26 protein-coding genes and 1 tRNA gene are annotated in these 26,924 nt (G+C 70.5%); 9 read left to right on the forward strand and 18 right to left on the reverse strand.

The features are described from left to right. Positions 1–132: 132 nt before the first annotated feature. The 17 genes from OG430_RS17365 to ku form a co-directional block, all read right to left on the reverse strand. Positions 133–780 (reverse strand): arsenate reductase/protein-tyrosine-phosphatase family protein, encoded by a 648-nt coding sequence (locus OG430_RS17365; protein ID WP_327353421.1) that lies wholly within the window; start codon positions 778–780, stop codon positions 133–135. After that, positions 777–1,424 carry an L-threonylcarbamoyladenylate synthase gene (locus OG430_RS17370; RefSeq protein ID WP_327353422.1) on the reverse strand — a complete coding sequence of 216 codons (648 nt, stop codon included), beginning with the start codon at positions 1,422–1,424 and terminating at the stop codon, positions 777–779. Before OG430_RS17370 ends, OG430_RS17365 begins: the two co-directional genes overlap by 4 nt. A gap of 61 nt (positions 1,425–1,485) precedes the next feature. Then, positions 1,486–2,331 carry a peptide chain release factor N(5)-glutamine methyltransferase gene (gene prmC, locus OG430_RS17375; RefSeq protein ID WP_327353423.1) on the reverse strand — a complete coding sequence of 282 codons (846 nt, stop codon included), beginning with the start codon at positions 2,329–2,331 and terminating at the stop codon, positions 1,486–1,488. A 26-nt stretch (positions 2,332–2,357) separates the two neighbouring features. Next, positions 2,358–3,437 carry a peptide chain release factor 1 gene (gene prfA / locus OG430_RS17380; RefSeq protein ID WP_327353424.1) on the reverse strand — a complete coding sequence of 360 codons (1,080 nt, stop codon included), beginning with the start codon at positions 3,435–3,437 and terminating at the stop codon, positions 2,358–2,360. Positions 3,438–3,545: 108 nt separating this feature from the next. After that, a complete protein-coding gene (rpmE, locus tag OG430_RS17385; RefSeq protein ID WP_327353425.1) occupies positions 3,546–3,773 on the reverse strand; it encodes a 50S ribosomal protein L31 in 228 nt (75 codons plus the stop codon). Between the two features lie 160 nt (positions 3,774–3,933). Further along, entirely contained in the window at positions 3,934–5,061 is a 1,128-nt protein-coding gene (locus OG430_RS17390; RefSeq protein WP_327353426.1) for an LCP family protein, read from the reverse strand. 350 nt (positions 5,062–5,411) lie between these two features. Then, on the reverse strand, positions 5,412–7,442 hold the full coding sequence (rho, locus tag OG430_RS17395) for a transcription termination factor Rho (RefSeq protein WP_327353427.1): 2,031 nt from the start codon (positions 7,440–7,442) through the stop codon (positions 5,412–5,414). A gap of 407 nt (positions 7,443–7,849) precedes the next feature. After that, entirely contained in the window at positions 7,850–8,767 is a 918-nt protein-coding gene (thrB, locus tag OG430_RS17400) for a homoserine kinase (protein WP_327353428.1), read from the reverse strand. Positions 8,768–9,036: 269 nt separating this feature from the next. Then, the gene (gene thrC / locus OG430_RS17405) at positions 9,037–10,113 is read right to left on the reverse strand and encodes a threonine synthase (RefSeq protein WP_327353429.1); all 1,077 of its coding nucleotides are present in this window, start codon (positions 10,111–10,113) and stop codon (positions 9,037–9,039) included. A gap of 3 nt (positions 10,114–10,116) precedes the next feature. Further along, positions 10,117–11,409 (reverse strand): homoserine dehydrogenase, encoded by a 1,293-nt coding sequence (locus tag OG430_RS17410; RefSeq protein ID WP_327353430.1) that lies wholly within the window; start codon positions 11,407–11,409, stop codon positions 10,117–10,119. 95 nt (positions 11,410–11,504) lie between these two features. After that, entirely contained in the window at positions 11,505–12,896 is a 1,392-nt protein-coding gene (gene lysA, locus OG430_RS17415; RefSeq protein WP_327353431.1) for a diaminopimelate decarboxylase, read from the reverse strand. Positions 12,897–12,909: 13 nt separating this feature from the next. Next, positions 12,910–13,881, reverse strand: coding sequence for an ArgS-related anticodon-binding protein NrtL (gene nrtL, locus OG430_RS17420; protein WP_327353432.1), 972 nt, complete (start codon positions 13,879–13,881; stop codon positions 12,910–12,912). An 89-nt stretch (positions 13,882–13,970) separates the two neighbouring features. Continuing rightward, positions 13,971–14,507 (reverse strand): response regulator, encoded by a 537-nt coding sequence (locus OG430_RS17425; RefSeq protein WP_327353433.1) that lies wholly within the window; start codon positions 14,505–14,507, stop codon positions 13,971–13,973. A 629-nt stretch (positions 14,508–15,136) separates the two neighbouring features. Next, positions 15,137–15,208, reverse strand: a tRNA-Arg gene (locus OG430_RS17430). An 82-nt stretch (positions 15,209–15,290) separates the two neighbouring features. Further along, a complete protein-coding gene (locus tag OG430_RS17435) occupies positions 15,291–15,662 on the reverse strand; it encodes a nuclear transport factor 2 family protein (RefSeq protein ID WP_327353434.1) in 372 nt (123 codons plus the stop codon). Between the two features lie 67 nt (positions 15,663–15,729). Then, positions 15,730–15,951, reverse strand: a complete 222-nt coding sequence (locus OG430_RS17440; RefSeq protein WP_327353435.1) for a hypothetical protein — start codon at positions 15,949–15,951, stop codon at positions 15,730–15,732. A gap of 212 nt (positions 15,952–16,163) precedes the next feature. After that, positions 16,164–17,225 carry a non-homologous end joining protein Ku gene (gene ku, locus OG430_RS17445; RefSeq protein WP_327353436.1) on the reverse strand — a complete coding sequence of 354 codons (1,062 nt, stop codon included), beginning with the start codon at positions 17,223–17,225 and terminating at the stop codon, positions 16,164–16,166. Positions 17,226–17,277: 52 nt separating this feature from the next. Here ku and ligD point away from each other — a divergent pair, with 52 nt between their 5' ends. Both ligD and OG430_RS17455 read left to right on the forward strand, forming a co-directional pair. Further along, the gene (gene ligD / locus OG430_RS17450) at positions 17,278–18,177 is read left to right on the forward strand and encodes a non-homologous end-joining DNA ligase (protein ID WP_327353437.1); all 900 of its coding nucleotides are present in this window, start codon (positions 17,278–17,280) and stop codon (positions 18,175–18,177) included. Beyond that, a complete protein-coding gene (locus OG430_RS17455; RefSeq protein ID WP_327353438.1) occupies positions 18,174–19,076 on the forward strand; it encodes an ATP-dependent DNA ligase in 903 nt (300 codons plus the stop codon). Before ligD ends, OG430_RS17455 begins: the two co-directional genes overlap by 4 nt. 41 nt (positions 19,077–19,117) lie before the next feature. Here the strand turns inward: OG430_RS17455 and OG430_RS17460 are convergent, their stop codons facing one another. Next, positions 19,118–19,921, reverse strand: a complete 804-nt coding sequence (locus OG430_RS17460; RefSeq protein WP_327353439.1) for a nuclease-related domain-containing protein — start codon at positions 19,919–19,921, stop codon at positions 19,118–19,120. A 239-nt stretch (positions 19,922–20,160) separates the two neighbouring features. Here OG430_RS17460 and OG430_RS17465 point away from each other — a divergent pair, with 239 nt between their 5' ends. The 7 genes from OG430_RS17465 to OG430_RS17495 all read left to right on the forward strand — a co-directional run bounded on the left by OG430_RS17465 (position 20,161) and on the right by OG430_RS17495 (position 26,877). After that, positions 20,161–20,520: a hypothetical protein gene (locus tag OG430_RS17465; protein WP_327353440.1), complete on the forward strand. Its 360-nt coding sequence runs from the start codon at positions 20,161–20,163 to the stop codon at positions 20,518–20,520. Between the two features lie 181 nt (positions 20,521–20,701). Next, entirely contained in the window at positions 20,702–21,331 is a 630-nt protein-coding gene (locus OG430_RS17470) for a class F sortase (protein WP_327353441.1), read from the forward strand. Between the two features lie 42 nt (positions 21,332–21,373). Further along, the gene (locus OG430_RS17475) at positions 21,374–22,129 is read left to right on the forward strand and encodes a hypothetical protein (RefSeq protein WP_327353442.1); all 756 of its coding nucleotides are present in this window, start codon (positions 21,374–21,376) and stop codon (positions 22,127–22,129) included. After that, on the forward strand, positions 22,126–23,469 hold the full coding sequence (locus OG430_RS17480) for a HAMP domain-containing sensor histidine kinase (RefSeq protein ID WP_327353443.1): 1,344 nt from the start codon (positions 22,126–22,128) through the stop codon (positions 23,467–23,469). Before OG430_RS17475 ends, OG430_RS17480 begins: the two co-directional genes overlap by 4 nt. 99 nt (positions 23,470–23,568) lie before the next feature. Further along, positions 23,569–23,919, forward strand: a complete 351-nt coding sequence (locus OG430_RS17485; RefSeq protein WP_442816506.1) for an SH3 domain-containing protein — start codon at positions 23,569–23,571, stop codon at positions 23,917–23,919. 97 nt (positions 23,920–24,016) lie between these two features. Further along, positions 24,017–25,414 (forward strand): FtsW/RodA/SpoVE family cell cycle protein, encoded by a 1,398-nt coding sequence (locus OG430_RS17490; RefSeq protein ID WP_327353444.1) that lies wholly within the window; start codon positions 24,017–24,019, stop codon positions 25,412–25,414. Further along, a complete protein-coding gene (locus OG430_RS17495) occupies positions 25,411–26,877 on the forward strand; it encodes a penicillin-binding transpeptidase domain-containing protein (RefSeq protein ID WP_327353445.1) in 1,467 nt (488 codons plus the stop codon). The genes OG430_RS17490 and OG430_RS17495 overlap by 4 nt, the downstream gene beginning before the upstream one ends. Positions 26,878–26,924 lie beyond the last annotated feature (47 nt).

Raw genomic sequence — 26,924 nt, forward strand, 5'->3', positions numbered from 1 at the left:
GCTTCAAAGACTGTCCTCAAACGCCGGACGGGCTGATTCATCGAGGCCGGCCTCGATGAATCAGCCCGTCCGGCGTTTGAGGACACAGCTCCGCAGGATTTCGGGAAGGGGCGGGGTGGGGGGGGAAAGTCCCTACCTACGCGCGGCAGGAAACCCGGTCAGTGCCGTCACCACCGGGTCCAGCGCCTGCTGGATCTCGTCGCCGATCGAGCGGAAGAACGGAAGCGGCGCCCCGTACGGGTCGTACACCTCGTCCGCCTCGGCGGAAGGCGCGAGCAGCCAGCCCCGAAGCGCCGCAGCCGCACGCACCAGCGCACGCGCGCGCTCGACCACACCCTCGCCCAGCGGATCCGGCAGCGTGGCCGGATCTATGGCCCGTACAAGACGGGTGAACTCCTTCAAGGTGAAAGTGCGGAGCCCCGCCGAGTGCCCCATGGAGATGACCTGCGCCCGGTGATCGCGCGTAGCGGTCAGCACCAGGTCGGCCCGGATGACGTGCTCGTCGAGCAACTCCCGCCCCATGAACCCGGACGAGTCCGCCCCGAAGTCCGCGAGGACCGCCGCCGCATTGGTCTCCATCGCGGCGCCCTCATGGCCCCACGTACCCGCGCTCTCCACGATGAGGCCGTTCAAGTCACCCATGCGATGGGTCAGGGCATGCCTGGTCAGCCGCTCGGTGATGGGCGAGCGGCAGACGTTGCCGGTGCTGACGTGGAGGATGCGGAAGTGCTCCGAAGGGCTCCAGGAGCCCGTTATGCCACGCCCCTCTGGGGCCGTCAATTGGCCACCTCGAGGTCGGGTACCACCTTGCGCAGTTCGTCCGCGTCGAGCGCACCCGCGCGCAGGAGCACCGGAACCTTCCCGGTCACGTCGACGATCGAGGAGGGCACGATGCCGGGCGTGGGCCCGCCGTCCAGGTAGACGGAGACGGAGTCGCCGAGCATCTCCTGGGCGGCGTCGCAGTCCTCGGGAGCCGGGTGGCCGGTGAGGTTGGCGGAGGACACGGCCATCGGGCCGACCTCGGTGAGCAGCTCGATCGCGACGGGGTGCAGCGGCATCCGGATCGCGACCGTGCCACGGGTGTCGCCCAGGTCCCACTGCAGGGACGGCTGGTGCTTGGCGACGAGGGTCAGCGCGCCGGGCCAGAAGGCGTCGACGAGCTCCCAGGCCTGCTCGGTGAAGTCGGTGACCAGGCCGTGCAGGGTGTTCGGGGAGCCGATCAGGACAGGGGTCGGCATGTTGCGGCCGCGGCCCTTGGCGTCCAGCAGGTCGGCGACCGCCTCCGAGCTGAAGGCGTCCGCCCCGATCCCGTACACGGTGTCGGTGGGCAGCACGACCAGCTCGCCGCGGCGGACGGCGGACGCGGCCTCGCGCAGACCGGTGGCGCGGTCGGTGGCGTCGTTCGTGTCGTATCGCCGTGCCATTACTCCCCAGCCCCTTCGAACGCGTACTGCGGCATGTTGATGACGGTCATTGCGGAAGCCATTACGGCAGCGCCTTGCGCGCGGTGGCGAAGCGCGGCCGGTTGTTCAGGTCGGGGTGGTCGGCTGCATCCGCCCAGCCCCGCTCCTCGGTGAAGATCCACGGGACCTGCCCGCCCTGGGTGTCGGCGTGCTCGATGACGACGACTCCGCCGGGGCGCAGCAGCCGGTGCGCGGTGCGCTCGATGCCGCGGATCAGGTCGAGGCCGTCCTCGCCGGAGAAGAGCGCGAGGTCCGGGTCGTAGTCGCGGGCCTCCGGGGCGACGTACTCCCACTCGGTGAGCGGGATGTACGGCGGGTTGGAGATGACCAGGTCGACCTGGCCGTCGAGGTCCGTGAAGGCGTCCCTGGCGTCGCCCTGGCGCAGGTCGACCCTGGACCCCTCGACGTTCTTCCGCGTCCACTCCAGGGCGTCCTCGGACAGCTCCACGGCGTGCACGCGCGAGCGCGGGACCTCCTGCGCCATGGCGAGCGCGATGGCGCCCGAGCCGGTGCACAGGTCCACGATGAGCGGCTCGACCACGTCCATGGCGCGCACGGCGTCTATGGCCCAGCCGACCACGGACTCGGTCTCCGGCCGGGGCACGAAGACGCCCGGCCCGACCTGGAGCTCCAGATAGCGGAAGAAGGCACGGCCGGTGATGTGCTGCAGCGGCTCACGAGCCTCGCGACGGGAGATGGCCTCCCAGTAGCGGGCGTCGAAGTCGCCGTCCTTGACGTTGTGCAGTTCCCCGCGCTTGACGCCATGGATGTGCGCGGCGAGCTCCTCCGCGTCGAAACGCGGTGAGGGCACGCCGGCGTCGGCCAGCCGCTGGGTGGCCTGGGCCACCTCGGCGAGCAGAAGGTTCACGCTGTTCCCTCCAGCAAGTGCGGGCCTTACTGCGCGGCCGCGAGCTTCGCCGCGGAGTCCGCGTCGACGCAGGCCTGGATCACCGCGTCCAGATCGCCGTCGAGCACCTGGTCCAAGTTGTACGCCTTGAAGCCGACGCGGTGGTCGGAGATCCGGTTTTCCGGGAAGTTGTACGTACGGATCTTCTCGGAGCGGTCGACCGTGCGGACCTGGCTGCGGCGGGCGTCCGCGGCCTCCTGCTCGGCCGCCTCCTGCGCGGCGGCGAGCAGCCTGGAGCGCAGGATACGCATGGCCTGCTCCTTGTTCTGGAGCTGGCTCTTCTCGTTCTGGCAGGACGCCACGACGCCGGTCGGCAGGTGCGTGATGCGCACGGCGGAGTCGGTGGTGTTGACGGACTGGCCGCCGGGGCCCGAGGAGCGGTACACGTCGATGCGCAGGTCGTTCGCGTGGATCTCGACGTCGACCTCCTCGGCCTCGGGCGTGACGAGCACACCGGCCGCGGAGGTGTGGATGCGGCCCTGCGACTCGGTCGACGGCACGCGCTGTACGCGGTGCACGCCGCCCTCGTACTTCAGGCGGGCCCAGACGCCCTGGCCGGGCTCGGTCGCGCCGTTCCCGCCCTTGGTCTTCACGGCGACCTGGACGTCCTTGTAGCCGCCCAGCTCGGACTCGGTGGCGTCGATGATCTCGGTCTTCCAGCCCACGCGCTCCGCGTACCGCAGATACATCCGCAGCAGGTCGCCCGCGAACAGGGCGGACTCGTCGCCGCCCGCGCCCGCCTTGACCTCCAGGAGCACGTCCTTGTCGTCGCTGGGGTCGCGCGGGACCAGGAGGAGCCGCAGCTTCTCGGTGATCTCCTCGCGTGCCTTCTCCAGCTCCTTGACCTCGGCCGCGAAGTCCGGGTCGTCGGCCACGAACTCGCGCGCGGTCTCGATGTCGTCGCCGTTCTGCTTCCAGGACCGGTACGTGGCGACGATCGGGGTCAGCTCGGCGTACCGCTTGTTCAGCTTGCGCGCGTTCGCCTGGTCCGCGTGGACCGACGGGTCGGCGAGCTTCTGCTCCAAATCGGCGTGCTCGCCGATGAGGTCCTCGACCGCCTCGAACATTCCCGGCTCCTGGGGTGCGTAAAGAAAGACTGATGTGAGCGAACGACTAAAAACGCCGGTCCTGATCGCCCCTGGGCGGGGGCGACCGAGGACCGGCGCAGTGACTCGCTACTTGGCGGAGTCGGCAGCAGCCTTCTTGCCGAAGCGGGCCTCGAAGCGGGCCACGCGGCCGCCGGTGTCGAGGATCTTCTGCTTGCCCGTGTAGAACGGGTGGCACTCGGAGCAGACCTCGGCACGGACGGAACCGGCCTCGATCGTGCTGCGGGTGGTGAACGACGCACCGCAGGTGCAGCTGACCTGGGTCTCGACGTACTCGGGGTGGATGTCGCGCTTCAAGGGGTTCTCCTAGTTTCGGGAGGGCTCCGGGTCGCCTTCGCGGATTGCGGGGGCGTGAACCGGGGCCGACGTACCAGTCTGCCAGGACCGGCCGTATCTCCCAAAACCGGGGTCGGTCCGGAACTATTCCCCGGACGGTTTCCCTCCGGTGCGCCGCCGGCTATTTGTCTTCGACGTACGAGCCCGCATCGCCCTTGTCACCGGCGGAGTCCTTGGTGGCGTCGGCGGGGATGGGCTTGTCGGCCTTCAGCGCGTCCCACACCAGCTGGGTCTCCTTCTTCAGGGGAACCACGCGGTTGGGGTCGATGGTGTCGTACGTCACCGGGAGCGTGACCATGTGCATGTCGTTGGACTCGATGCCCTTGAGGCCGTTCGCGAAGCTCATCAGGTCGTTCAGCGAGTCGAGCTCGGAGTCCGTGGTGATCGTGCTGGTGGCGGTGTCCGCGAGGCTGTAGAGCTTCTTCGGGCTGGTGAAGACGCCGACGTCCTTGACCTGGTTGATCAGCGCCTTCATGAAGGCCTGCTGCAGCTGTATTCGACCGAGGTCCCCGCCGTCGCCCACAGCGTGCCGGGTCCGTACGAGGCCGAGGGACTGCTCACCGTTGAGGGTGTGCGTGCCCGGCTTGAGGTTGAGGTGGCTGTCCGGGTCCTTGATCGCCTTGGTGGTGGTGATGTCCACGCCGCCGAGCTCGTCGATGAGCTTCTTGAAGCCCGTGAAGTCGACCTCGAGGTAGTGGTCCATGCGGATGCCGGACATCTGCTCGACGGTCTTCACGGCGCAGGCGGGGCCGCCCACCGAGTAGGACTCGTTGAACATCTTGCGCTCGCCGCCGGGGTCGGTGCCGCCCTTGGTGGTCGCGCACTCGGGGCGGGTGACCAGGGTGTCCCTCGGTATGGAGACGACGCTGGCCTTCTTGTGGCCCTCGTAGACGTGCAGGATCATCGCCGTGTCCGAGCGGGCGGACTCGCCGTCGCCGCCGCCGTACTTGGAGTTGGAGCCGGCGCGCGAGTCGGAGCCGAGGACCAGGATGTCCATCGAGCCGTTGTCGACGTTCTCCGGACGGTCGGTGCCCAGGGCGGAGTTGATGTCGACGCCGTGGATGTTGCCGTTGAGCTTGAAGTACAGATACCCGAGGCCTGCGCCACCGAGCAGGACGACGGACGCTGCCGACCAGGCCGTGATGACGAGGGCTTTGCGGCGCGCGCTCTGCGGCTTGCGTCGGCGGCCATTGCCGCCGCGTCGCCGCCGTTGCGGGCTGTTCGCGGGCTCGTCGGTCTCGTCGGGCATGTGCTCCTCAGTCCTCGGTGGGTTCGGGTACCCCCTGCTCAAGCGTCGTCACTTGTCAGACGTTGAATCCGAAAAAAGGGTTGCACAGGACATTAAGAGCTCCGTAAGAACGGGCTGTGCCCGCCGTGTGTGCCACGGCCGCCCGCAGCTGGGGCATTGAGGGGTCTACGTCCCCTCCTCACCTGCGACTTCGACGCGGGAGGCGGCCGGGCCGAGCACCGCTACCCAGCAGTTTACCTGTGGTCAAGGTCACTGGCTTGTCCGTTCCGTAACCGCCGAAAAGGCACAAAGTCCCGCTCCCGTCACGAGGTGTGACGGGAGCGGGACTTTGAGTGAAACGGATCCGGCGACTAGTCGTTGCCGTTGCCCGGCGCAGGGGTCGTCTTGGCGATCTGCATCAGGAACTCGGCGTTCGACTTGGTCTGCTTCATCTTGTCGAGAAGCAGCTCGATCGCCTGCTGCGAGTCGAGCGCGTGCAGCACCCGGCGGAGCTTCCAAACAATGGCCAGCTCTTCGGGGTTGAGGAGGATCTCCTCCTTACGGGTGCCGGACGGGTCGACGTCCACGGCCGGGAAGATGCGCTTGTCGGCGAGCTTCCGGTCGAGCTTGAGCTCCATGTTGCCGGTGCCCTTGAACTCCTCGAAGATCACCTCGTCCATGCGCGAGCCGGTCTCCACGAGCGCGGTGGCGAGGATGGTCAGCGAGCCGCCGTCCTCGATGTTGCGCGCGGCACCGAAGAAGCGCTTCGGCGGGTAGAGCGCGGTCGAGTCGACACCACCGGACAGGATGCGGCCGGAGGCCGGGGCGGCGAGGTTGTACGCGCGGCCCAGGCGGGTGATCGAGTCGAGCAGCACGACCACGTCGTGACCCAGCTCCACGAGACGCTTGGCGCGCTCGATGGCCAGCTCGGCGACCGTGGTGTGGTCCTCGGCGGGACGGTCGAAGGTCGAGGAGATGACCTCGCCCTTCACCGACCGCTGCATGTCGGTGACTTCCTCGGGACGCTCGTCCACGAGGACGACCATGAGGTGGCACTCGGGGTTGTTGACCGTGATCGCGTTGGCGATCGCCTGCAGGATCATGGTCTTACCGGTCTTCGGCGGGGCCACGATCAGACCGCGCTGGCCCTTACCGATCGGCGACACGAGGTCGATGATCCGGGTCGAGAGCACACTCGGGTCGGTCTCCAGGCGGAGCCGGTCCTGCGGGTACAGCGGCGTGAGCTTGCTGAACTCCGGGCGCCCGCGGCCGGAGTCGGCCGCCATGCCGTTCGAAGAGTCAAGGCGCACAAGGGCGTTGAACTTCTCGCGGCGCTCGCCGTCCTTGGGCTGGCGCACGGCACCGGTGACGTGGTCACCCTTGCGCAGGCCGTTCTTGCGGACCTGGGCCAGGGAGACGTACACGTCGTTCGGGCCGGGCAGGTAGCCCGACGTACGAATGAACGCGTAGTTGTCGAGGATGTCGAGGATGCCCGCGACGGGGATCAGGACGTCGTCGTCGGAGACCTGCGGCTCGTTGATCTCGTCACGGCCGCGCCGGCCACGACGGTCCCGGTAACGGCCCCGGCGGCCGCGACGGCCACCCTCGTCGTCGAAGTCGTCCTGCGGGCCGTTGTTGCGGTCCTGCCGGTCCTGACGGTCCTGTCGGTCCGGCCGGCCACCCTGCTGCTGGCGGTCCTGCCGGTCCTGGCGGCCGCCCTGCTGCTGGTTGCCCTGCTCGTCGCCCTTGTTGCCACGACGGTCACCGCGCTCGCGGTCACGGCCGCGCTCACGGCGGTTGCCGCGCTCGCCGCGGTCGCGGTTGCCGCGGCCCTCGGCGTTGTCCGCGGCGTTCTCCGCCTTGTCGTCGGCCTTGGCCTCGACGGCCTGCTTGGCCTCGGTGTCGGCGGCGGCCGTCTCGGGGCTGCCGGCGTCGGCGGTGGCGCGGCGCCTGCGGCGCTCACCGGCCGGGGCGTCGTCACTCGCGGGCTGGCCGGGAATGTCGATCTGCTGCTGGGCCGTGGCCTTCTCGGCCTTGGTCGCCTTGGCGGGCTTCTCGGCCGGGGCCTCAGCGGTCTCGGCGTCAGCGGTGCGGGCCTTGGAGGTGGCGCGGCGCTTCGGCTTGGCCGGCGCCTCCGCGGTGTCCCCCGAAGCCTTCGCGCCGGCGCCGCCGCCGGCCTGCGCCTCCTTGATGACCTCGATCAGCTGGCTCTTGCGCATACGCGCGGTGCCCCTGATCCCGAGGCCGGAGGCGACCTGCTGAAGCTCTGCCAGCACCATGCCCTCGAGGCCGGTGCCGCGGCGCCGGCGCGTAGGCGCGGCAGCAGCGTCCGTGGTGGGCGCGGCAGCGGTCTCAACCGTGCTGTCGGCAGTCACGCCCATCAGATCGGTGGTGTCGCTCACGAAGGGTCCTTCCCTGGAGCGGACGTCGGCCTGTCTGGCTCGGCGACCGGTTGTGCTGTCCGGCGGTGGTTCTTGCGGTTCACGAACCGTGCCGGGGCGGTGGTCCCGCCAAGGCGGCGGAAAAGTTCATTGATAACGACGAGTCCCGGAGCTGTGCCACCAGAAGTGCTGTGTCACTGGGCTCGGTCACGTCAATTCCGGAGCGTGCTCGACACCGCTCAGTGCAAGGCACGAAGCAGATTGGGGGGCTCCCGGAAGAGGGGTTTTGTCCCACGCCATTCACGGCTGCGCTCAATATGGTGGCGGGGACACGAAGCACCACGCCATGTAGGCGTCGGGTGCAGACTTGAGATTAACACTACCGGATCCAACAAACATTCCCCCTCTCCTACTCCGGCATCCGTGTGTCACTGCGCAAGCGGCAGCACACTCGCTCCCACGGAATCAAGGGCCAGGCGATTGGCCGCCCACCCTTCTCCCGCAAGCTGTGCGACCTTGTCGGCCGTACTGTCGTCGACCAGCGCGAGGACCGTGGGGCCCGCGCCGGAGATGACCGCGGGGACACCGTCCGCGCGCAGGCGCTCCACCAGGGCGGCGCTCTCCGGCATGGCGGGCGCGCGGTACTCCTGGTGCAGCTTGTCCTCGGTGGCGGGCAGCAGCAGCTCGGGGCGCCTGGTCAGGGCCTCGACGAGCAGGGCCGCCCGGCCGGCGTTGGCCGCGGCGTCAACGTGCGGGACGTGGCGCGGCAGCAGGCCGCGGGCCGTCTCGGTCAGGACCGGCTTACCCGGTACGAAGACCACCGGAACGATGGAATCCGCGGGCTGCAGCGTGATGGCCCGCGCCGCTCCCCCGTCCATCCAGGCGAGCGTGAAGCCGCCGAGCAGACAGGGCGCGACATTGTCGGGGTGCCCCTCGATCTCGGTGGCGAGTTCGAGCAGCGCCTCGTCGTCGAGCTTGGCGTCGCCGCCTATCGTCACCGCGCGCGCGGCCACAATTCCCGCGCAGATGGCGGCAGATGAGGAGCCGAGGCCGCGGCCGTGCGGAATGCGGTTGGCGCAGACGATCTCGAGGCCGCGCGGCTGTCCGCCGAGCAGGTCGAAGGCCGTGCGCAGGGAACGTACGAGCAGATGCTTCTCGTCGCGCGGGAGGGTCTCGGAGCCCTCTCCCGCGATGTCGATGTGCAGCCCGGAGTCTGCGACCCGGACGACGACGTCGTCGTACAGCCCCAACGACAGGCCCAGGGCGTCGAAGCCCGGGCCGAGGTTGGCGCTGGTGGCGGGGACGCGCACCCTGACGGCGGCGGCGCGGAAGGCGGGACCGGCCATCGCTCGATGACTCTCCTTGTTGAGCTGCGAATGTGTAGAGGTTTCGCAAGAGGTACGGCTAGACGTGCGAACACCCGAAGGCCGCTGCGGGCGGCGCTGGCCGCCGACGAATGGCATATGCGGCGGGCGGGTTCGGTACAGCCTATCGAAGGAAGGTTCTGTGGCGACATAGGGCGCACAGGAGGCGCACGATGCGTGTCGCAAGCCCCCTGTGCACCCCTGCACAGGCTTGGGGGGATTTACCCCGCTAAGGAATGGCGGTATTCGGCCTAGGCGAGGCCGAGACGCTCCGCCGCGGCGGCCGCGTCGACCGGGACCGTGACGGGCTGCGGGGCTCCCGCGACCGCCCAGTCGGGGTCCTTGAGGCCGTTTCCGGTCACCGTGCAGACGATCCGCTGGCCCTTGGCGAGCCTGCCGTCCTCGGTCGCCTTGAGGAGACCGGCGACCGACGCGGCCGAGGCGGGCTCCACGAAGACGCCCTCGCGGGACGCCAACAGCTTGTAGGCGCGAAGGATTTGACGGTCCGTCACCTCGTCGATGAAGCCGCCCGACTCGTCCCGCGCGGCCTCGGCGAAGGCCCAGGAGGCCGGGTTGCCGATGCGGATCGCGGTGGCGATGGTCGAGGGGTCCTTGACGATCTCGCCGCGCACGATCGGGGCCGAGCCGGAGGCCTGGAAGCCCCACATCTTCGGGGTGTGCGTGGCCAGACCGTCGGCCGCGTACTCCTTGTAGCCCTTCCAGTACGCGGTGATGTTGCCCGCGTTGCCGACCGGCAGGACGTGGATGTCCGGGGCGTCGCCCAGGCGGTCCACGATCTCGAACGCGGCGGTCTTCTGGCCCTCGATGCGCACCGGGTTGACCGAGTTGACGAGCGCCACCGGGTAGTTCTCGGACAAGTTTCGCGCCAAAACCAGGCAGTCGTCGAAGTTGCCGTCGACCTGCAGGATCTTCGCGCCGTGCACCAGGGCCTGGCCCAGCTTGCCCATCGCGATCTTGCCCGAGGGCACCAGGACGGCGCTGACCATGCCGGCCTTGCCGCCGTACGCGGCCGCGGAGGCCGAGGTGTTGCCGGTGGAGGCGCAGATGACGGCCTGCGCGCCGGCCTCCTTGGCCTTCGAGATCGCCATGGTCATGCCCCGGTCCTTGAAGGAACCGGTCGGGTTGGCGCCCTCGACCTTCAGGTGGACCTCACAGCCGGTGAGCTCCGAGAGGACCTCTGCGCGTACGAGCGGAGTGCCGCCCTCGCCGAGCGTGACCACGGGCGTCGTCTCGCTCACGGGCAGACGGTCGCGGTACTCCTCGATGATCCCGCGCCACTGATGGGCGCCGGTCCGGGTGGCGGTCATTGGTTACTCCCCTTCAACACGCATGATGCTGGCGACACCCCGCACGGTGTCGAGCTTGCGCAGCGCCTCCACGACCCCGGACAGGGACGCGTCGGACGCGCGGTGGGTGACGACGACGAGGGAGGCCTCGCCGTCCTTCCCCGACTGACGGACCGTATCGATCGATACGCCGTGCTCGGCGAAGACCGTCGCCACCTGGGCGAGCACGCCCGGCTTGTCGGCCACGTCGAGGCTGATGTGGTAGCGCGTGACGACCTCGCCCATGGGGCTCACGGGGAGGCGGGTGTACGCCGATTCGCCGGGTCCGGTGGACCCGTCGAGCTTGTTGCGGCAGACGGCCACCAGGTCGCCGAGGACGGCGGACGCGGTGGGGGCGCCGCCCGCGCCGGGACCGTAGAACATCAGCTGTCCGGCGGCCTCCGACTCCACGAACACCGCGTTGTACGCCTCGCGCACGGAGGCCAGCGGGTGGCTGAGCGGGATCATCGCCGGGTGCACGCGCGCGGTGACGGACTCGCCGTCGCTGGCGCGCTCGCAGATGGCGAGCAGCTTGATGGTGCAGCCCATCCGGCGCGCGGAGGCGAAGTCGGCGGCGGTCACCTCGGTCATGCCCTCGCGGTACACGTCGTCGAGGCGTACGCGCGTGTGGAAGGCGATGCCGGCGAGGATCGCGGCCTTCGCGGCTGCGTCGAAGCCCTCGACGTCGGCGGTCGGGTCGGCCTCGGCGTACCCCAGGGCGGTGGCCTCGTCGAGGGCCTCCTGGTAGCCGGCGCCCGACGAGTCCATCTTGTCGAGGATGAAGTTCGTGGTGCCGTTCACGATGCCGAGCACCCGGTTGACCTTGTCGCCGGCGAGGGACTCGCGCAGCGGGCGGATCAGCGGGATGGCGCCGGCGACGGCGGCCTCGTAGTACAGGTCCTCGCCGTGGTCCTCGGCCGCCTTGTGCAGGGCCGCGCCGTCCTGGGCGAGCAGCGCCTTGTTCGCGGAGACGACCGAGGCGCCGTGCTCGAAGGCGGTGGTGATGAGGGTGCGGGCGGGCTCGATGCCGCCGATGACCTCGATGATCACGTCGATGTCGCCCCGTTTGACCAGGGCGGTCGCGTCAGTGGTGATCAGCGCGGGGTCGATGCCCTCGCGGACCTTCGAGGGGCGGCGCACGGCGACCCCGGCCAGTTCGACCGGGGCACCGATGCGCGCCGTGAGGTCGTCGGCGTGCGTCGTCATGATGCGGGCCACCTCAGAGCCGACGACTCCACAGCCCAGCAGCGCCACCTTCAGCGGACGCGTACGCATCATCCGACCTCACTTCTCGGTACTTCTACGGTTGGTCCAGTCTCACCCACCGGAACGGGGTTTCTATCCCTCGTCCGGATTCTGAGACGTGAATTTCATTACCCGACATCGAGACGCAGGAGATCTTCCTCCGTCTCGCGCCGGACGATCACCCGGGCCGCACCGTCGTTGACGGCTACGACGGGCGGGCGAAGAGCATGGTTGTAGTTGCTGGCCATGGAGCGGCAGTACGCACCCGTCGCGGGCACCGCGATCAGGTCGCCCGGCGCCAGGTCGCTCGGCAGGAAGGCGTCCTTGACCACGATGTCGCCGCTCTCGCAGTGCTTGCCGACGACGCGGACGAGCATCGGCTCGGCGTCCGAGGTGCGCGAGACGAGGGCGACCGAGTACTCGGCGTCGTAGAGCGCGGTACGGATGTTGTCGGACATGCCGCCGTCGACGGAGACGTACGTCCGCAGTCCTTCGAGCGGCTTGACCGTACCGACGCGGTAGAGCGTGAAGGCGGTCGGGCCGACGATGGCGCGGCCCGGCTCGACCGAGATGCGCGGGGTGCTGAGCCCCGCCGACTCGCACTCCCTCGTCACGATCTCGCCGAGCGCCTTGGCGATCTCGTGCGGCTCGCGCGGGTCGTCGTCGCTGGTGTACGCGATGCCGAGGCCGCCGCCGAGGTCGATCTCGGGCAGCTCGACGCCGTGCTCGTCGCGGACCTCGGCGAGGAGCTGGACGACGCGGCGGGCGGAGACCTCGAAGCCGGCCATGTCGAAGATCTGGGAGCCGATGTGGCTGTGGATGCCGATGAGTTCGAGGCCGTCGAGCTTGAGGGCGCGGCGTACGGCCTCCGCGGCCTGGCCGCCCGCGAGCGCGATGCCGAACTTCTGGTCCTCGTGCGCGGTCGCGATGAACTCGTGGGTGTGCGCCTCGACGCCGACCGTCACGCGGATCTGCACGGGCTGGCGCTTGCCGAGCCGGTCGGCGATGTGGGCGACGCGGACGATCTCCTGGAAGGAGTCGAGGACGATCCGCCCGACGCCGACGCTCACGGCGCGCTCGATCTCTTCCTCGGACTTGTTGTTGCCGTGGAAGGCGATGCGCTCGGCGGGCATGCCGGCGCTGAGCGCGGTGGCGAGCTCTCCGCCGGAGCAGACGTCGAGGTTCAGGCCCTCCTCGTACAGCCACTTCACGATGGCGCGGGAGAGGAACGCCTTGCCCGCGTAGAAGACGTCCGCGTCGGTACCGAACGCGTCGCGCCAGGCCTTGCAGCGGGCGCGGAAGTCGGCCTCGTCCATGAAGTACGCGGGGGTGCCGAACTCCTCGGCGAGGCGCGTCACTTCGATGCCGCCGACGGTGGCGATGCCTTCGGCGCTGCGGCTGACGGTGCGCGACCAGACCTTCTCGTCGAGGGTGTTGAGGTCGGCGGGCGGCGCGGAGTAGTGCCCCTCGGGCAGGACATCGGCGTGCCGGGGCCCGGCGGGGTGTGCGGAACGGCTCATGTTTCTCTCGCGATCACAGGTAGTCAGGGGCGGTGATGCCGAGCAGGGACAGGCCGCCTGCGAGCACCGTCCCGGCGGCTTCGGCGAGCGCGAGCCGGGCGCGGTGGGCGGCCTCGGGTTTCTCGTCGCCGAGCGGGAGGACGGCGCCCTGGAAGGCGAGGAAGGCGTCGGCGGTGGCGACCAGGTGGCGGGCGAGGCGGTCGGGAGCGCGGTGGCGGGCGGCGGCCTCTAGGACGCGGGGGTGGTCGGCGAGTGCGGCCAGCAGGTTCGCTGCTTCTTGTACGTCTCCTACGTCGCCGGGGGTGGCGGCGAAGCCCAGGTCGGCGGCGTTGCGGCCGAGGGCCCGGGTGCGGGCGTGGGCGTAGCGGACGCGGAAGAGGGGGTTGGTCTCGCGCTGGACCAGGTGGTCCTTGGTGAGGCGGGGGTGGTCGTGGGGTGCGGGGTGGAGCAGGGCCCAGCGGGTGGCGTCCGGGCCGAGGCCCTCGATGTCCGCGGGGACCGGGCGGAGATTCGCCGGCTCGGCGTGGGTGATCTCCGTGGTGGCACCCTGAGTGGCGGCGATGCGGGCGACGGCCTCGGCGACGAGCCGGGCCCGGGTCTCGTCCGGGATGCGCAGCTCGATGCGCTCAGAGGCAAGGGACTCGGTGTGGCCGTACGACTCGCCCCGGCTCAGTACGTCGCGTACGAGCGAGACCTGCTGGTCGCCTTCCAACGTGATGCTGAGGAAACCGGGGCCGGTGATCTCGACTGCTGCGATGCCCGGCTCGCGTACGAGTGCGGCGGTGAGCAGCCGGGCGACCTCGCGGGGTGTGCTTCCGGCCGGACCGGCCAGCTGCAGGGCCACATTCGTGGCGTAGTCGCCGGAACCGCCCGGGCGGGGGCGTTCGACCACGATCCGTTCCGGGACCGGCACGCTCAGCTCGCCCTCCGCGACAGCGTGGCGCACGGCGCGCAGCACGGTACGGGAGAGATCGGCGGGGGTCACGGGACAAGCGTAGGCGAGGAGGGGGGTGGGTAGGCGAACCGGTTTCGGGGACTTCTCGCGATGCGGACAGGGCGGGGCGGGCCCCCGCACTAGCCTCCGGTGCGGCCCGCTCGCTCGGTGTGGCCCGTCGGCTGCTCGCCGCCGAGGCCCGGGGTGCGGCCGCGCTCCCTCAACTGGGCGACGATCCGGACCAGTTCGGCCGGCTCGAAGGGCTTGGCGAGGAAGGCGTCCACGCCGACGTCCAGGCCGCTCTCCACCTCGTACTGCGTACAGGCACTGACGATCACCAGCGGCAGGTGCCGGGTGCGCGGGTCGGAGCGCAGGCGCGCGGCGGTGCGCAGGCCGTCGAGGCGGGGCATGACCACGTCGAGGGTGACGACATCGGGGCTGACCTGATGGATGACTTCCAGACACTCGACACCATCAGCCGCGGTCACGACCTCGAAGCCCTCCAGCTCGAGGTTGACCCTGATCAGCTGCCGGATGACCTTGTTGTCGTCCACAACAAGCACCCGGCCGGACGCCCCTGGCACAACTCGAGAGTAGGTCCGCGCACACCGTCGCGTCCGGGTTTTCCCCACTTCCGCCCCCCGCGGGGTACGCGATCCGGCCGGGCCCGGGCTCATGCACGCATCGCACGCATGAGTGCGCGCAGCCGGCCGGCATCGAGTTCGTTGTCTTCCCTCAGGGCCGCGAGGACCTGGCGGAGCCTGGCCGGTGGGGGGTGGTGCCGAGGAAGTCGCGGGTCGCTGCAACTGCAGTCGATACGCCGCGAGATCACGGGCCCCGAGGCGGGCGAGCAGATGGCGGCCCTGATCCTGCGCATGCGCGGACTGCCGCCCGAAGAGGCTCGGGAGGTGGCTGGGCGGGCGCCGCCGGTGGGGAGTTCGGGGTGAGCCGGCGGGCCTGCCGGCCCGCCTGCCAGGGACGCAGCGAGCCTCAGCGGCCGAAGAGTTGAGGGTACGAGCAGACCTCCAGCGGCTCACCCGGCCGGTCGGCCCACTGCCACCAGGCATGCCGCCCAGGACACCTCCAGATGCCGCGGCAGGTGCGCTTGCCGTCTTCCTCGCGCACGCAGAGCACCAAACCGCCGGACCGCATGGGCCGAGCGCACTCAGGGCACGCGGGCGGGGACTCGGACGGAGGCATGAGCGCACCGTACTTTGCCGCCAGAGTCGGCCCGCACCGCGCATACACGAAGACCCCGCACTCAGCGTCTTCGCTGTTTACGGGGTCTTGGGCACTTGCTGCGAAGTGCCCCCGGCAGGATTCGAACCTGCGCACACGGCTCCGGAGGCCGTTGCTCTATCCCCTGAGCTACGGGGGCGTGTTCGTCGCGAATGAGTGGCGACGGGTAGAACCCTACCAGCTCGGAGGGGGTGCCCAGGAACAGGTATTTGGTGGGCGGATCAGGGGGTGCGGACGTCCATTCGGCGCACCTTGCCGTCGTCGCCGAAGGTGTAGACGTGTTCGACGGGCGACTCGGACCAGTGGTCGCCCGACTCGTCTCGCAGGCCCGGGAGGACCGTGGCGATGATGCGGTGCCCGTCGGGGTCGGGGCGCAGGGCTTCCAGGCGTACGAGGGGGTGCGTGACGGCGAACTGGCGGGCCCAGTAGGCCCGGACCTCCTCGTGGCCGTGGGCGCGGGTGTGGTCGAGGAGGTTGGGCCAGTTCACGTCGGGGGCGAGGGCGGCGGGGATCAGGGCGTCCAGGTCCTGGGCGTTGAAGGCCTCGTACATCTGCCGCAACAGGGCGGTCCGGGACGCCGGCAGGTTCGTCATGTGCACAGCCCAGCACGCGCGCGTGCCGGGCATCGTGCGTTGCGTCGGGAGCGAACAGGCCGCTCGGTCAGAGTTTGTCCATGCCCGTGTACGGGCTGGCGATGCGGGCCTGGCGGGAGCCGAAGTCGACGAGGGTGGCGATGCCCTCTTCGATGCCGATGATCCTGCCCAGGCCGTACTGGTCGTGCGAGACGCGGTCGCCGAGGGCGAACTGCTTCACCGGCGGGACTACCGGTGCTTTGAAGGGGCTGGTGGCCAGGTGGCGCCGGGGCGCGGGTGACTTCGTCATTGACCTCAGTATGCGCCTCATCCGGGGTGTTCGGTCAGGGGCCGGAGCGGTGACGGGAGTGGATCTGTGTACGGGCAAGCATCTGTTCGTAAGGATTGGGGCGGAAATGTGGTGGTTTGCATGGGGGTGTTTTGGGCGTAAGGTTCCCGGGCGTCACCGAACCGTGTCCATCCGGTCCGGCTGACGAGGCATGGCGGGAGGGGTGGCTCGGGTCAGGCCGACGCCCTCTTTTTGGCGGGAGTCTTCTTCGCCGACGCCTTCTTCGCGGTGGATGCCGTCGCCGTCTTGGTTGACGCCGTCTTGGTCGACGCCGTCTTCTTCGCGGCGGTCTTCTTTGTCGCCGCCGCGGTCGACTTCTTGCCGCCCACCGCCTTCGGGGCCGCGGGGGCCGTCTTGCGGGGTGCCGCCTTGCGGGCCGGCGCCGCCTTGCGGGTGGGGAGCGGGGTCACCTCGGCGACCGCGCCCGTATCCGTGTCCGTGTCCGCCGGGGACTCGCCGCGGGCCGCCTGGGCCGCGCGCACGCTGTTCTCCAGCGCGGCCATCAGGTCGATCACCTTGCCGCCGCCCGCCGGCGCCTCGGGGGCGGGGGCCAGGGTGCCGCCCGAGGTCTTCGTCGTGATCATCTCCTCGACCGCCACCCGGTAGTCGTCGTGCAGGGTCTCGATGTCGACCTCGCCCAGCGTCTGCATCAGCGCGTCCGCGAGGTCCAACTCGGCGTCGCGGACGGTCACATGGGTGTCCGGGGCCACGCCCTCCGGGACCCGGATCTCGTCCGGCCAGAGCAGGCCGTGCATGGCGATCACGTCGTCGACGACGCGGAGCATGCCGAGGCGTTCGCGGCCACGCAGGGCGAACTTCGCGATGGCCACCTTCTGGCTGCGCTTCAGGGCCTCACGCAGGAGGGTGTAGGGCTTGGCCGCGGGGACGCCGTTCGCCGCCAGGTAGTACGCGGCGTCCATCTGGAGCGGGTCGATGCGTTCCTCCGGCACGAAGGAGACGATCTCGATGGTCTTGGCCGTCGGGATCGGGAGGGCCGCCAGGTCCTCGTCCGTGATCGGGATGATCGAGCCGTCCGCGTCCTCGTACCCCTTGCCGATCTCGGCCGAGGTGACCTCCTTCTCCTCCAGCTCGCAGACCTTGCGGTAGCGGATCCGGCCGCCGTCCGAGGTGTGGATCTGGCGGAAGGAGATCGAGTGGTTCTCGGTCGCGTTCACCAGCTTGATCGGGATGCTGACCAGGCCGAAGGAGATGGCGCCGTTCCATATGGATCGCACGTTTCGCCCCTTAAGTAGGGATCAGTGGCGGAATGCGTGGGATTCTTATCTTATGACGCCGATCACAGAGGTGGAGGGGCGGCGCCTGGCGCTCAGCAATCTGGAGAAAGTGCTCTATCCGGCCTGCGGCTTCACCAAGGGTGAGGTGCTGCATTACTACGCGACCACCGCGGGGTCGCTGCTCGCGCATCTGTACAACCGGCCCGTTTCGTTTCTCCGCTTTCCGGACGGGCCCGACGGCCAGCGCTTCTTCGCCAAGAACGTGCCGCCCGGGACGCCGGCCTGGGTGCGGACCGCCGACGTGCCCCGGCGCAGTGAGGGACGTACGGCCAAACAGGTTGTCGTCCAGGACATGGCGACGCTGATGTGGGCCGCGAATCTGGTGACCGAATTCCACACTCCGCAATGGCAGGCCGACGCCCCGGGGCGGGCCGACCGGATGGTCTTCGACCTCGACCCCGGGGAGCCCGCGAGCATCGTCGAGTGCTGCGAGGTCGCGCTCTGGCTGCGGGAGCGGCTGGAGGCGGACGGGCTGCATGTGTACGCCAAGACCTCGGGGTCCAAGGGGCTGCATGTGCTGGTTCCGCTGGAGCCGACGGATTCCGAGAAGGTCACCGCGTACGCGAAACAGCTGGCCGTCGAGGCCGAGCAGGAGATGCCGGAGCTCGCGGTGCACCGGATGACCAAGAGCCTGCGGCCCGGGAAGGTCTTCGTCGACTACAGCCAGAACGCCGCCGCGAAGACCACCGCCGCCCCCTACACGCTGCGGGCGCGGCCGCTGCCCACCGTGTCGGCGCCGGTGACCTGGGACGAGGTCGAGGGGTGTGCGTCGCCGCAGGACCTGGTGTTCCTCGCGACGGACATCGCGCCGCGGCTGCGGGAGCACGGGGATCTGCTCGGGCCGCTGATCAATCTCAACCGGGCCGGGAAGCTGCCCCGGGGGCATCGGTGACCGGGGCGAAGGTACCGGTCGAGGCCCCGGTCAGGGTGGCGCTCGCGGAGTCGGTGGACGCGTTGCCGGACGGGGACGGGTGGGCGTACGAGCCGAAGTTCGACGGGCATCGGATGGTGGTCCTTGCGGCGGGGTCCGGGGTCGATCTGCAGGCCCGGTCCGGGCGGGTGGTGACCAGCGCCTTCGTGGATCTGGCCGAGGCCGCGCGGGAGCTTCCCGAGGGGACCGTCCTTGACGGGGAGGTGGTCGTGTGGACGGGCGGGCGGATCGACTTCGCCGCCGTGCAGCAGCGGGCCGCGTCCACCGCCGCACGGGCGGCCGAGCTGGCGCGGACGCGGCCCGCCTCGTACGCCGCCTTCGATCTGCTGGCGCTGGGGGGTTCCGATCTGCGGGCGCTGCCGTACGAGCGGCGGCGGGCCCTGCTGGTCGATCTGCTGGTGCCGCTCGGGCCGCCGCTGCAGCCGGTGCCGATGACGCGGGACCGGGCGGTGGCTCTGACCTGGTACGAGACCCTGCCTGCCAGTGGCATCGAGGGGTTGGTGATCAAGCGGGTCGACCAGCCCTATCCGAGCGGGCGGCGGTCGTGGCTGAAACTGCGGCACAGCGATACCCGGGATGCGGTGGTCGTGGGGTTCACCGGGAGCCGGGCCCGGCCGCAGGCGCTGGTGGTCGTGGTGGCGGGGGACGACGCCCCGGTGTTGTCCAGTCCGCTCGGGGCGGGGGTGCGGGCGGAGGCGGTCGCCCGGTTGCCGGAGCCCGACGGGGAGGCGCCGATCAATGCGATCGGGCTCGGGGACATCACGTATACGACGGTGCCCGCCGAGGTGATGGTCGAAGTGCGGCAGCGGACGACTCGGCATGCGACGGTTGCTGTGGTCCGGTTCCGTTTGCCGCTCTAGGCGGGGCCCAAAGGCCAAGAACACCAGAGGCCGGCGGGAATTCACACCCTCAGCCATGCGTGGCGATCTCGGGCGTGGGTGTAGAGGGACTCGACGTCGGCCGGTTTCAGTACGCCGGCCAGCGTGGCCAGGGCCGTCAGGTCCTCGTCCTGGACGACGAGGGTTGCCCTGGGCGGGGTGTCCATGTCCAGTTCGGCCGGGCCTGCCAGGGCCAGGACCGGGGTGGTCTCCGCCGTGAGGGCGAGCGAGGCGCGGTCGCAGAGGTGGCGCAGGTGACGGAGCAGGGGAGTCGGGGCGGCTCGGCCCACCGTGATGTGGGGGTCGCCGATCCTGACGCGCTGCTTGCGGGCGTAGAGGGAGTGGACGCAGAAGAGTCCGCCGGGGCCGATCAGCAGGTGGTGGATGCGGGCGCCGCCGGGCAGCGGCAGCGAGTGCAGGATGCGCCAGCCCGCCGGCTCCAGGCGGTCCAGGGCGTCGCCCACCGCCTGTTCGGCCGTCAGTTCGCGGCGTCGTGGGTCGGGGCGGAGCCTGCGGGGAGGTGCCGGGTCGCGGTCGAGGTCGACCAGGAGGGCCTCGCCGGGGCGGTTGGGGGCCAGGTCGTCGTCCGGGTGGAGGCTGAGGCCCACGAGTTCCGAGGGAGTCGGCACAGGGGGCGGGCCCACGGTGACGGGACCGGAGAGGTAGGGCGCCAGCGCCCTGAGGACCGCCTCGCGGCGGCCCTGGCCGAGCAGGTTCACGCGGCCGGCCTCGCGGTCGTACCAGGCGATGTTCCTGCCGTCCGGCAGCAGTACGTAGTAGCGCTCCTGACCGTGCCGCCATGTCGGTACGACGCGTAGTCCGGCCATGCCGCATCACCCCCAGACCATGGGAGCAGGCCCGCACGCCGGGGGCAATATCCCGGTTGTGGTGGGGTGCGAGCGTTTTCAGCCCTTTGAACTTTGAATCAGTAACGGCACTGCCTGCACAGCTATGGCCCGCTGTTACATAGCCGCCGAATTGCCGCAATGGCGGCCACCTAGCTTCGTATATGTCGCCGGAGCACAGCGCACGGCACGACCCGTCAGCCGAGCCGTGAGGAACTTTCGTGAGCACCCGTCGCCGCACCCTCGTCCGCATCGCCGCCGTCAGCGCCGTCAGCGGTGCCCTGCTGATGCCCGCCGCTGCCGCCTTCGCCGACTCCCCGGCTCCCGCGCCGTCCGCCTCGGTCACCACTCCGGCCAAGGACATCAAGGGCGACAAGGGCGACAAGGCCAAGGGCGAGAAGAAGCACGGCAAGGGGGTCGCCACCGCCGAGAAGACCCCCCGTGGCGGCGTCAAGGCCGGTGCCGAAGGCGTCACGTCCGGCGACAACCCCGCACTGCTCGCCGCCGGCGGCGGCATGGCGGCCGCCGGTGCCGCGGGCCTCGGCTTCGCGATGCTGCGCCGCGGCCGTACCGACAGCTGACCGCATCGGCAGCGGACCGCACCGAGAGCGGACCGCACCGGGAGCCCCACCTCCCACAGACCTGCGGCAGCCGCGCCGTCCCCGCGGCCGCCGCTCCCTTCCCCCCATCTCCGGCCGCCGGAGCGGACCCCCGTCCGTCCGGCGGCCACCCCTGCGCCACCTCGCCCCCACTGGAGTCCCCGTGAGCACCGCCACCCTGTCCCGCAAGGCCCGCACCTCCCGAGTCGTCGCCGCGTCCGCGCTCACCGTCGCCCTCGGCGGCGGCCTGCTCGCCTGCGGCCAGGGCGGCGACAAGCCCGGCCCCGACGTCAAGGTCGACAACTCGGCCACCAGCCAGGCCAAGAACGTGGCCGAGCCGCTGAAGGCGTCCAAGCCGACCGGCCTCAAGATCCCCTCGGCCGGCGTCGACTCCAAGTCGATGCTCGACCTGACCACCGACGCGAGCGGCGAGCTGGGCGTGCCCCCCGTGGACAAGGCCGATCAGCCCGGCTGGTGGAAGGACGGCCCGACCCCCGGCGAGAAGGGGGCGTCGGTGCTCGTCGCGCACTACGACACCGCCAAGGGCCCGGCCCTGATGAAGAACATCAAGAACGTCAAGGTCGGCGACGAGATCGACGTCCCGCGGGCCGACGGCTCCACGGCCAAGTTCAAGATCCGCGAAGTTCAGCAGGTGAACAAGAAGGACTTCCCCACTAATAAGGTGTACGGGGAGACGAACCGCGCCGAGCTGCGGCTCCTCACCTGCGGCGGCGGCCTCGAAGGCGGCCACCGTACCGACAACATCATTCTCTATGCCGACCTCGTGAAGTAAGCCGTCCGCGCATCGGCGCGGCAGGCAAGGAGTGCCTCAGTCGTGTCCCGACGCCGCGTGGCCGCAGCAGCCGTCCCGCTGCTCGCCGCAGCCCTGTCCCTGACGGGCTGCGGCAATGCGGGCGGCCTCAAGAGCGGCGGGCCCACGCCCAGCGCCGTGGGCCCGGCCCGGCTCTGGCCGGAGCTGAAGCCGGCCCGGCCGGACGAGGAGAGCGGCCTCAACGAGGTGACGATCGAGGTCGTCAAGGGCATCGACGTACCCAAGGCCGATCTGCACAACGTGGACCCGCTCGACATCATCAAGGCCGAGGCCGAGGCCCACCCGGACACCTACACCGGCCCCGACGCGCTGCCCGAGCAGACCGCCAAGGCCATCAAGGCGTGCACCGGCGAGGCGGACGACAAGGCGTGCCCGGTGCTGGAGGCGTACTACCGGGATCTGACCGGCAACGGCAAGGACGAGCTGATCGTCGGCATCAAGTTCGACGGTGAGGAACAGGGCACGATCGGCATCCGCGTCTACAGCCTCGACCAGGGCAAGCTGATCCGGATCATGGGCATGTCGCAGCCGGTGCTCAGCGTGGAGCTCGCGGGCCGCGACCTCATCATCCGCTCGCCCGCCCACATCCCCGGCTACGAGTACCGCGACGCCTGGTCCTGGTCCGCGGACCAGCATGCGCTGCTCCCCCAGCGGATGGAGATCATCCGCTCGCTGCCGAGCGGCAGCCCGACCCCGAAGCCGGCCCCCTCGCCCGTGCGGCCCGGCTCCTCCCCCAGCGCTCCGGCGGCCAAGCCATGAGGCCACGGCTGCCCGCCTGGACCGCGACGCTGACCTGGAAGGCCGCGGTCTTCATCACGGTCATGTGCTGTGCGCTCGCGGCGCTGCTCGGCGCCTTCGTGCATGTCGCGGTGACCGGCCAGACCGTCGGCAACGCCCGTGACAAGGCGCTCACCAAGCTGCAGGACGTCACCCGGTTGTACGAAGCCGGGGACCGGCTGCCGCCGGGCGCGGGCGTCGACCCGCCGGGGCTGCCCGAGTCGCTGCGCAAGCTCGCCGTGAGCGGCAAGCGCGCCACGATGGTCGCCGACGACAACGGCCGGCCGACGATGTGGGCCGCGGGCCCCGCGGACGGCGGCCAGGCGATCGCCGCGGAGATCGACTACGCGCAGAGCGCCAAGACCATCGACGGCCTGGACCGGGCCATCGCGGGCTCGTCCGTCCTCGCGATCGGCGCGACGCTCCTGGTCGGCGCGTTCGCCGTGACGCGGGTGACGCGGCGGCTGCATCTGACCGCGACCGTCGCGCGGAAGATCAGCGCCGGCGACCTGGACGCGCGCGTCAACGACCCTCGCACCAAGGACCCTTCACGTCATCAGGACGAGGTCGCGGCGGTCGCCGGAGCGCTGGACACCATGGCGTCCTCGCTGCAGGGCAAGCTGGAGAGCGAGCAGCGGTTCACCGCGGATGTGGCCCATGAGCTGCGTACGCCGCTGACCGGGCTGCACGCGGCCGCCGAGCTGCTGCCGCCGGGGCGGCCCGCCGAGCTGGTGCGGGACCGGGTGCAGGCGATGCGGACGCTGACCGAGGACCTCCTCGAGATCTCGCGGCTCGACTCGCAGCGCGAGCAGGTCGAGTTGGACTGCCATCCGCTGGCGCCGCTCGCCGAGCGGGTGGTGCGGGGCTCCGGGACCGAGACGCAGGTCCGGGTCGTACGCGAGGTGTGCGTCGAGACGGACCGGCGGCGCCTGGAGCGGGTGCTCGGGAACCTGATCGCCAACGCCCACAAGCACGGCCGCCTTCCGGTGATCCTGACGGTCGACGGGCCGGTCGTGTCCGTACGCGATCACGGTGACGGCTTCCCGGACTACCTGGTCGAGCACGGCCCGCAGCGCTTCCGCACGGAGGGCGGCGCGCGTGGTCACGGCCTCGGGTTGACCATCGCGGTCGGCCAGGCGAAGGTGCTCGGCGCCTCGCTGGAGCTGCGCAACGCACCGGACGGCGGGGCGCTCGCACAGCTGACGCTGCCCTATGCCGAGGGCTCGGAGGCCGGCTGCGGGACGCAGGCCAGTGACCCCGCTGACCTGGGGCTTCCCGGTGTCGGACCGGGCGACGACGCCTCTCGTACGCACACAGAGTGACCTTTTGCGATCACCTGGGGCCGCTCTTAGCGTGAGCCGCACCAGGCGCCGCACTCGTCGCGTTCGAGCGGCGGCCGCGGCATTCGCCAAGGAGGCCCCATGGCTTCACCCCGCTCCATCACCGGCCGGCTCGCGATAGGCACCGCCGCAGCAGTCCTCACCGCTCTGACCGCGGCCGGACCGGCGCTCGCCGAGGCGCCGGGCAACCCGCCGCCGTCGTACACCGGGCGGGTCACCGCGAAGTCGGGGCTGCTGCTGCGGGACAAGCCGACGCGGGGCAGCCGGATCGTCGGCAAGCGGGGGTACGGCGAGATCGTGCACATCTTTTGCAAGTCACGGGGCGACTGGGTCAACAACAACGAGCTCTGGTACCTGCTCACCGACGGCACCTGGGCCTGGGGTTCGGCGGCGTACATCGACAACATCGGGCGGGTGCCGCGCTGGTGTTGAGCGCGGCCCGCGGAGCTCCGTGCAAGGGTCGCCCACACAAGTGGTTTGCGGCGATTTAGCGGGATAAAAGCCTATAGGGCTTGCTACGGTCCCCGGCATGACGGGTACGGGGATGACCGGAGCGGCGGCCGACGTCAAGAGCGTCACCGGCCGGCCGGAAGCGCCCCTCCCCGCCGTCCGCGTGCCCCGCCGCCGCGGCACCGAACTCGCCCTGCTCGTCCTCGCCGTCCTGCTCAGCGTCTACGGCTATCTCGCCGTGGGCCTGGCCAAGTACGACGCGATCCCGCCCGGCGCCGCCGGCTACGGCGCCGGGCTCGGGCTCCTCGCCCTTGTCGCCCATCTGGCGGTACGGCTGCGGGCCCCCTGCGCGGATCCGCTGCTGCTGCCGATCGCGGTGCTGCTCAACGGGCTCGGCCTGGTCCTGATCTACCGCCTCGACCAGGAGACCCCGCAGCACGAGGCGGCCCTGGCCCAGCTGGTGTGGTCGACGGTCGGGGTCGCGCTCTTCATCGTGGCGGTGCTGCTGCTGCGCGATCACCGGGTGCTGCAGCGGTACGCGTACCTCTGTGTCGTCGGCGCGCTCGTCCTGCTCGTCGTGCCGATCCTCTTCCCCGCCGTGAACGGCGCCCGCATCTGGATCCGGGTCGACGGATTCTCCATCCAGCCCGCCGAGTTCGCGAAGGTGCTGCTCGCGATCTTCTTCGCCGCCTATCTCGCGGCGAACCGCAGCGCGCTCGCGTACACCGGCCGCCGGATCTGGCGGCTGCAGCTGCCCACCGGGCGGGTGCTCGGGCCGATCGTGGCGATCTGGCTGACCAGTGTGGGCGTGCTGATCCTGGAGCGGGACCTCGGCACCTCGCTGCTGTTCTTCGGCCTCTTCGTGATCCTGCTGTACGTCGCCACCGGGCGCACCGGGTGGATCGCCGTGGGGCTGCTGCTCGCGGGCTTCGGGGCCTTCGCGGTGGGCACGCTCGAACCCCATGTGCACCGCCGGGTCGAGGACTGGCTGCACCCCTTCGCCTCGATCGACGCGGGCGAGGGACCCAACCAACTCGCCCAGTCCCTCTTCGCGTTCGCGTCCGGCGGGCTGCTCGGGACGGGGCTCGGTGACGGGCATTCCATCCTGATCGGGTTCGCCGCCAAGTCGGACTTCATCCTCGCAACTGCCGGAGAGGAACTGGGACTTGCGGGGTTGTCCGCCATCTTCCTGCTGTACGCGGTGCTCGTCGCGCGGGGGTGCCGGGCGGGGCTCGCCCTGCGGGATCCCTTCGGGCGGCTGCTCGCGATCGGGCTCGCCTCGATCCTCGCGCTGCAGGTGTTCGTGATCGCGGGCGGGGTGACCGGGCTGATTCCGCTGACCGGCATGGCGATGCCGTTCCTGGCGCAGGGCGGGTCCTCGGTGGTCACCAACTGGCTCATCGTGGCGCTGCTGATCCGGGTCAGCGACTCGGCCCGCAGTCTGCCGCCCGACGCGTACGGGGAGGACGGGGCGTGACCCGTTACATCCGGCGGGCCGCCGCCTTCTGTCTGCTGCTGATCCTGGCGCTGCTCGTCAACGCCTCCCGGATCCAGGTGTTCCAGGCCGACGAGTACGGGGCCAACGCGGCCAACCGCCGTGGGGTGATCGCCCGCTACGACCAGCCGCGCGGGGACATCCTGGTCGGCGGGCGGCCGGTGACCGGATCGAAGGACACGGGGCAGCAGCTGCGCTTCGAACGCACCTACAAGAACGGTCCGTTGTACGCGCCCATCACCGGCTTCGCCTCCCAGGTGTACGGCACGACCTTCCTGGAGGCCGCCGAGGACCGCCTCCTGGCCGGCACCTCGCCGCTGCTCTCCCCACTCCCCCTGTGGGAGGACTTCACGCGCGCGCAGCAGCCCGGCGGGGCGGTGCACACCACCATCGAGCCTTCCGTGCAGCAGGCGGCGTACGACGGGCTCGCCGGGAAGCAGGGCGCGGTGGCGGCGCTCGATCCGGCGACCGGGCGGATCCTCGCGCTCGTCTCCACACCGTCGTACGACCCCGAACTGCTCTCGGGCAACGAGCGCTCGGTGGCGCGGAACTGGCAGCGGCTCAACGGGGCCCCGAGCAAGCCGATGCTGAACCGGGCGATCCGGCAGACGTATCCGCCGGGCTCCGCGTTCAAGGTGGTGACGGCCGCGGCGGCGCTCGACGCCGGGGTGATCACGGATGTCGACGCGCGGACCAAGTCGCCTTCGCCGTACCGGCTGCCGGGGACCACGACCGATCTGGTCAATGACGCCCGCGGGTGCGACGACGCCTCGTTGCGGGACGCCTTCCTGTTCTCCTGCAACACCGTCTTCGCGAAGCTGGGGGTGGAGGTCGGGCTCGGCGGGATGGCGGGCACGGCGATGCGCTTCGGCTTCAACGACGGGTCGCTGCGCATCCCTTCACCCGTGGCCCGGTCCAACTTCGACACCTCGATGGACAAGGCGCAGCTCGCGCTCTCGTCCATCGGGCAGTACGACACCACGGCCACGCCGCTGCAGATGGCGATGGTCGCCGCGGCGGTGGCCAACGGGGGTGATCTGCGGGCGCCCTATCTGGTCGAGCGCACCACGGACGCCGCGGGCAACGCGATCGGGACCGCCGCGTCGCAATCGCTGCGGCAGACCTTCAATCCGGGTACGGCGACGCTGCTGCGCGAGCTGATGGTCGGCGTGGTCGAGAAGGGGACGGGCAGCAATGCGGCGATTCCCGGGGCGGTGGTCGGGGGTAAGACGGGCACGGCCCAGCACGGGGTCGGCAACTCGGGGCTGCCGTACGCCTGGTTCATCTCGTGGGCCCAGGCCGAGGGTTCTCCGGTGCCGGGGGTTGCTGTGGCGGTGGTGGTCGAGGACGCGGCGGCGGATCGGGCGGATATCAGTGGGGGTGGGATTGCGGGGCCCGTGGCCCGGGAGGTCATGGCGGCGGCTCTGCGGGTGCCCTCCGCTTGATATTTGCCCCTCCCCGCCCCTTCCCGTAAGGCTGCCGCCGGCTTCAA

This window comes from Streptomyces sp. NBC_01304 (assembly GCF_035975855.1).
GTDB lineage: Bacteria > Actinomycetota > Actinomycetes > Streptomycetales > Streptomycetaceae > Streptomyces.

Coding starts and splice junctions, on each gene's coding strand:
- OG430_RS17370 (WP_327353422.1), bottom strand. CDS start 1,424: ATGGCACGGCGATACGACACGAACGACGCCACCGACCGCGCCACCGGT.
- prfA (WP_327353424.1), bottom strand. CDS start 3,437: ATGTTCGAGGCGGTCGAGGACCTCATCGGCGAGCACGCCGATTTGGAG.
- OG430_RS17390 (WP_327353426.1), bottom strand. CDS start 5,061: ATGCCCGACGAGACCGACGAGCCCGCGAACAGCCCGCAACGGCGGCGA.
- thrB (WP_327353428.1), bottom strand. CDS start 8,767: ATGGCCGGTCCCGCCTTCCGCGCCGCCGCCGTCAGGGTGCGCGTCCCC.
- thrC (WP_327353429.1), bottom strand. CDS start 10,113: ATGACCGCCACCCGGACCGGCGCCCATCAGTGGCGCGGGATCATCGAG.
- OG430_RS17410 (WP_327353430.1), bottom strand. CDS start 11,409: ATGATGCGTACGCGTCCGCTGAAGGTGGCGCTGCTGGGCTGTGGAGTC.
- lysA (WP_327353431.1), bottom strand. CDS start 12,896: ATGAGCCGTTCCGCACACCCCGCCGGGCCCCGGCACGCCGATGTCCTG.
- OG430_RS17425 (WP_327353433.1), bottom strand. CDS start 14,507: ATGAGCCCGGGCCCGGCCGGATCGCGTACCCCGCGGGGGGCGGAAGTG.
- OG430_RS17435 (WP_327353434.1), bottom strand. CDS start 15,662: ATGACGAACCTGCCGGCGTCCCGGACCGCCCTGTTGCGGCAGATGTAC.
- OG430_RS17440 (WP_327353435.1), bottom strand. CDS start 15,951: ATGACGAAGTCACCCGCGCCCCGGCGCCACCTGGCCACCAGCCCCTTC.
- ligD (WP_327353437.1), top strand. CDS start 17,278: ATGACGCCGATCACAGAGGTGGAGGGGCGGCGCCTGGCGCTCAGCAAT.
- OG430_RS17460 (WP_327353439.1), bottom strand. CDS start 19,921: ATGGCCGGACTACGCGTCGTACCGACATGGCGGCACGGTCAGGAGCGC.
- OG430_RS17480 (WP_327353443.1), top strand. CDS start 22,126: ATGAGGCCACGGCTGCCCGCCTGGACCGCGACGCTGACCTGGAAGGCC.
- OG430_RS17485 (WP_442816506.1), top strand. CDS start 23,569: ATGGCTTCACCCCGCTCCATCACCGGCCGGCTCGCGATAGGCACCGCC.
- OG430_RS17490 (WP_327353444.1), top strand. CDS start 24,017: ATGACGGGTACGGGGATGACCGGAGCGGCGGCCGACGTCAAGAGCGTC.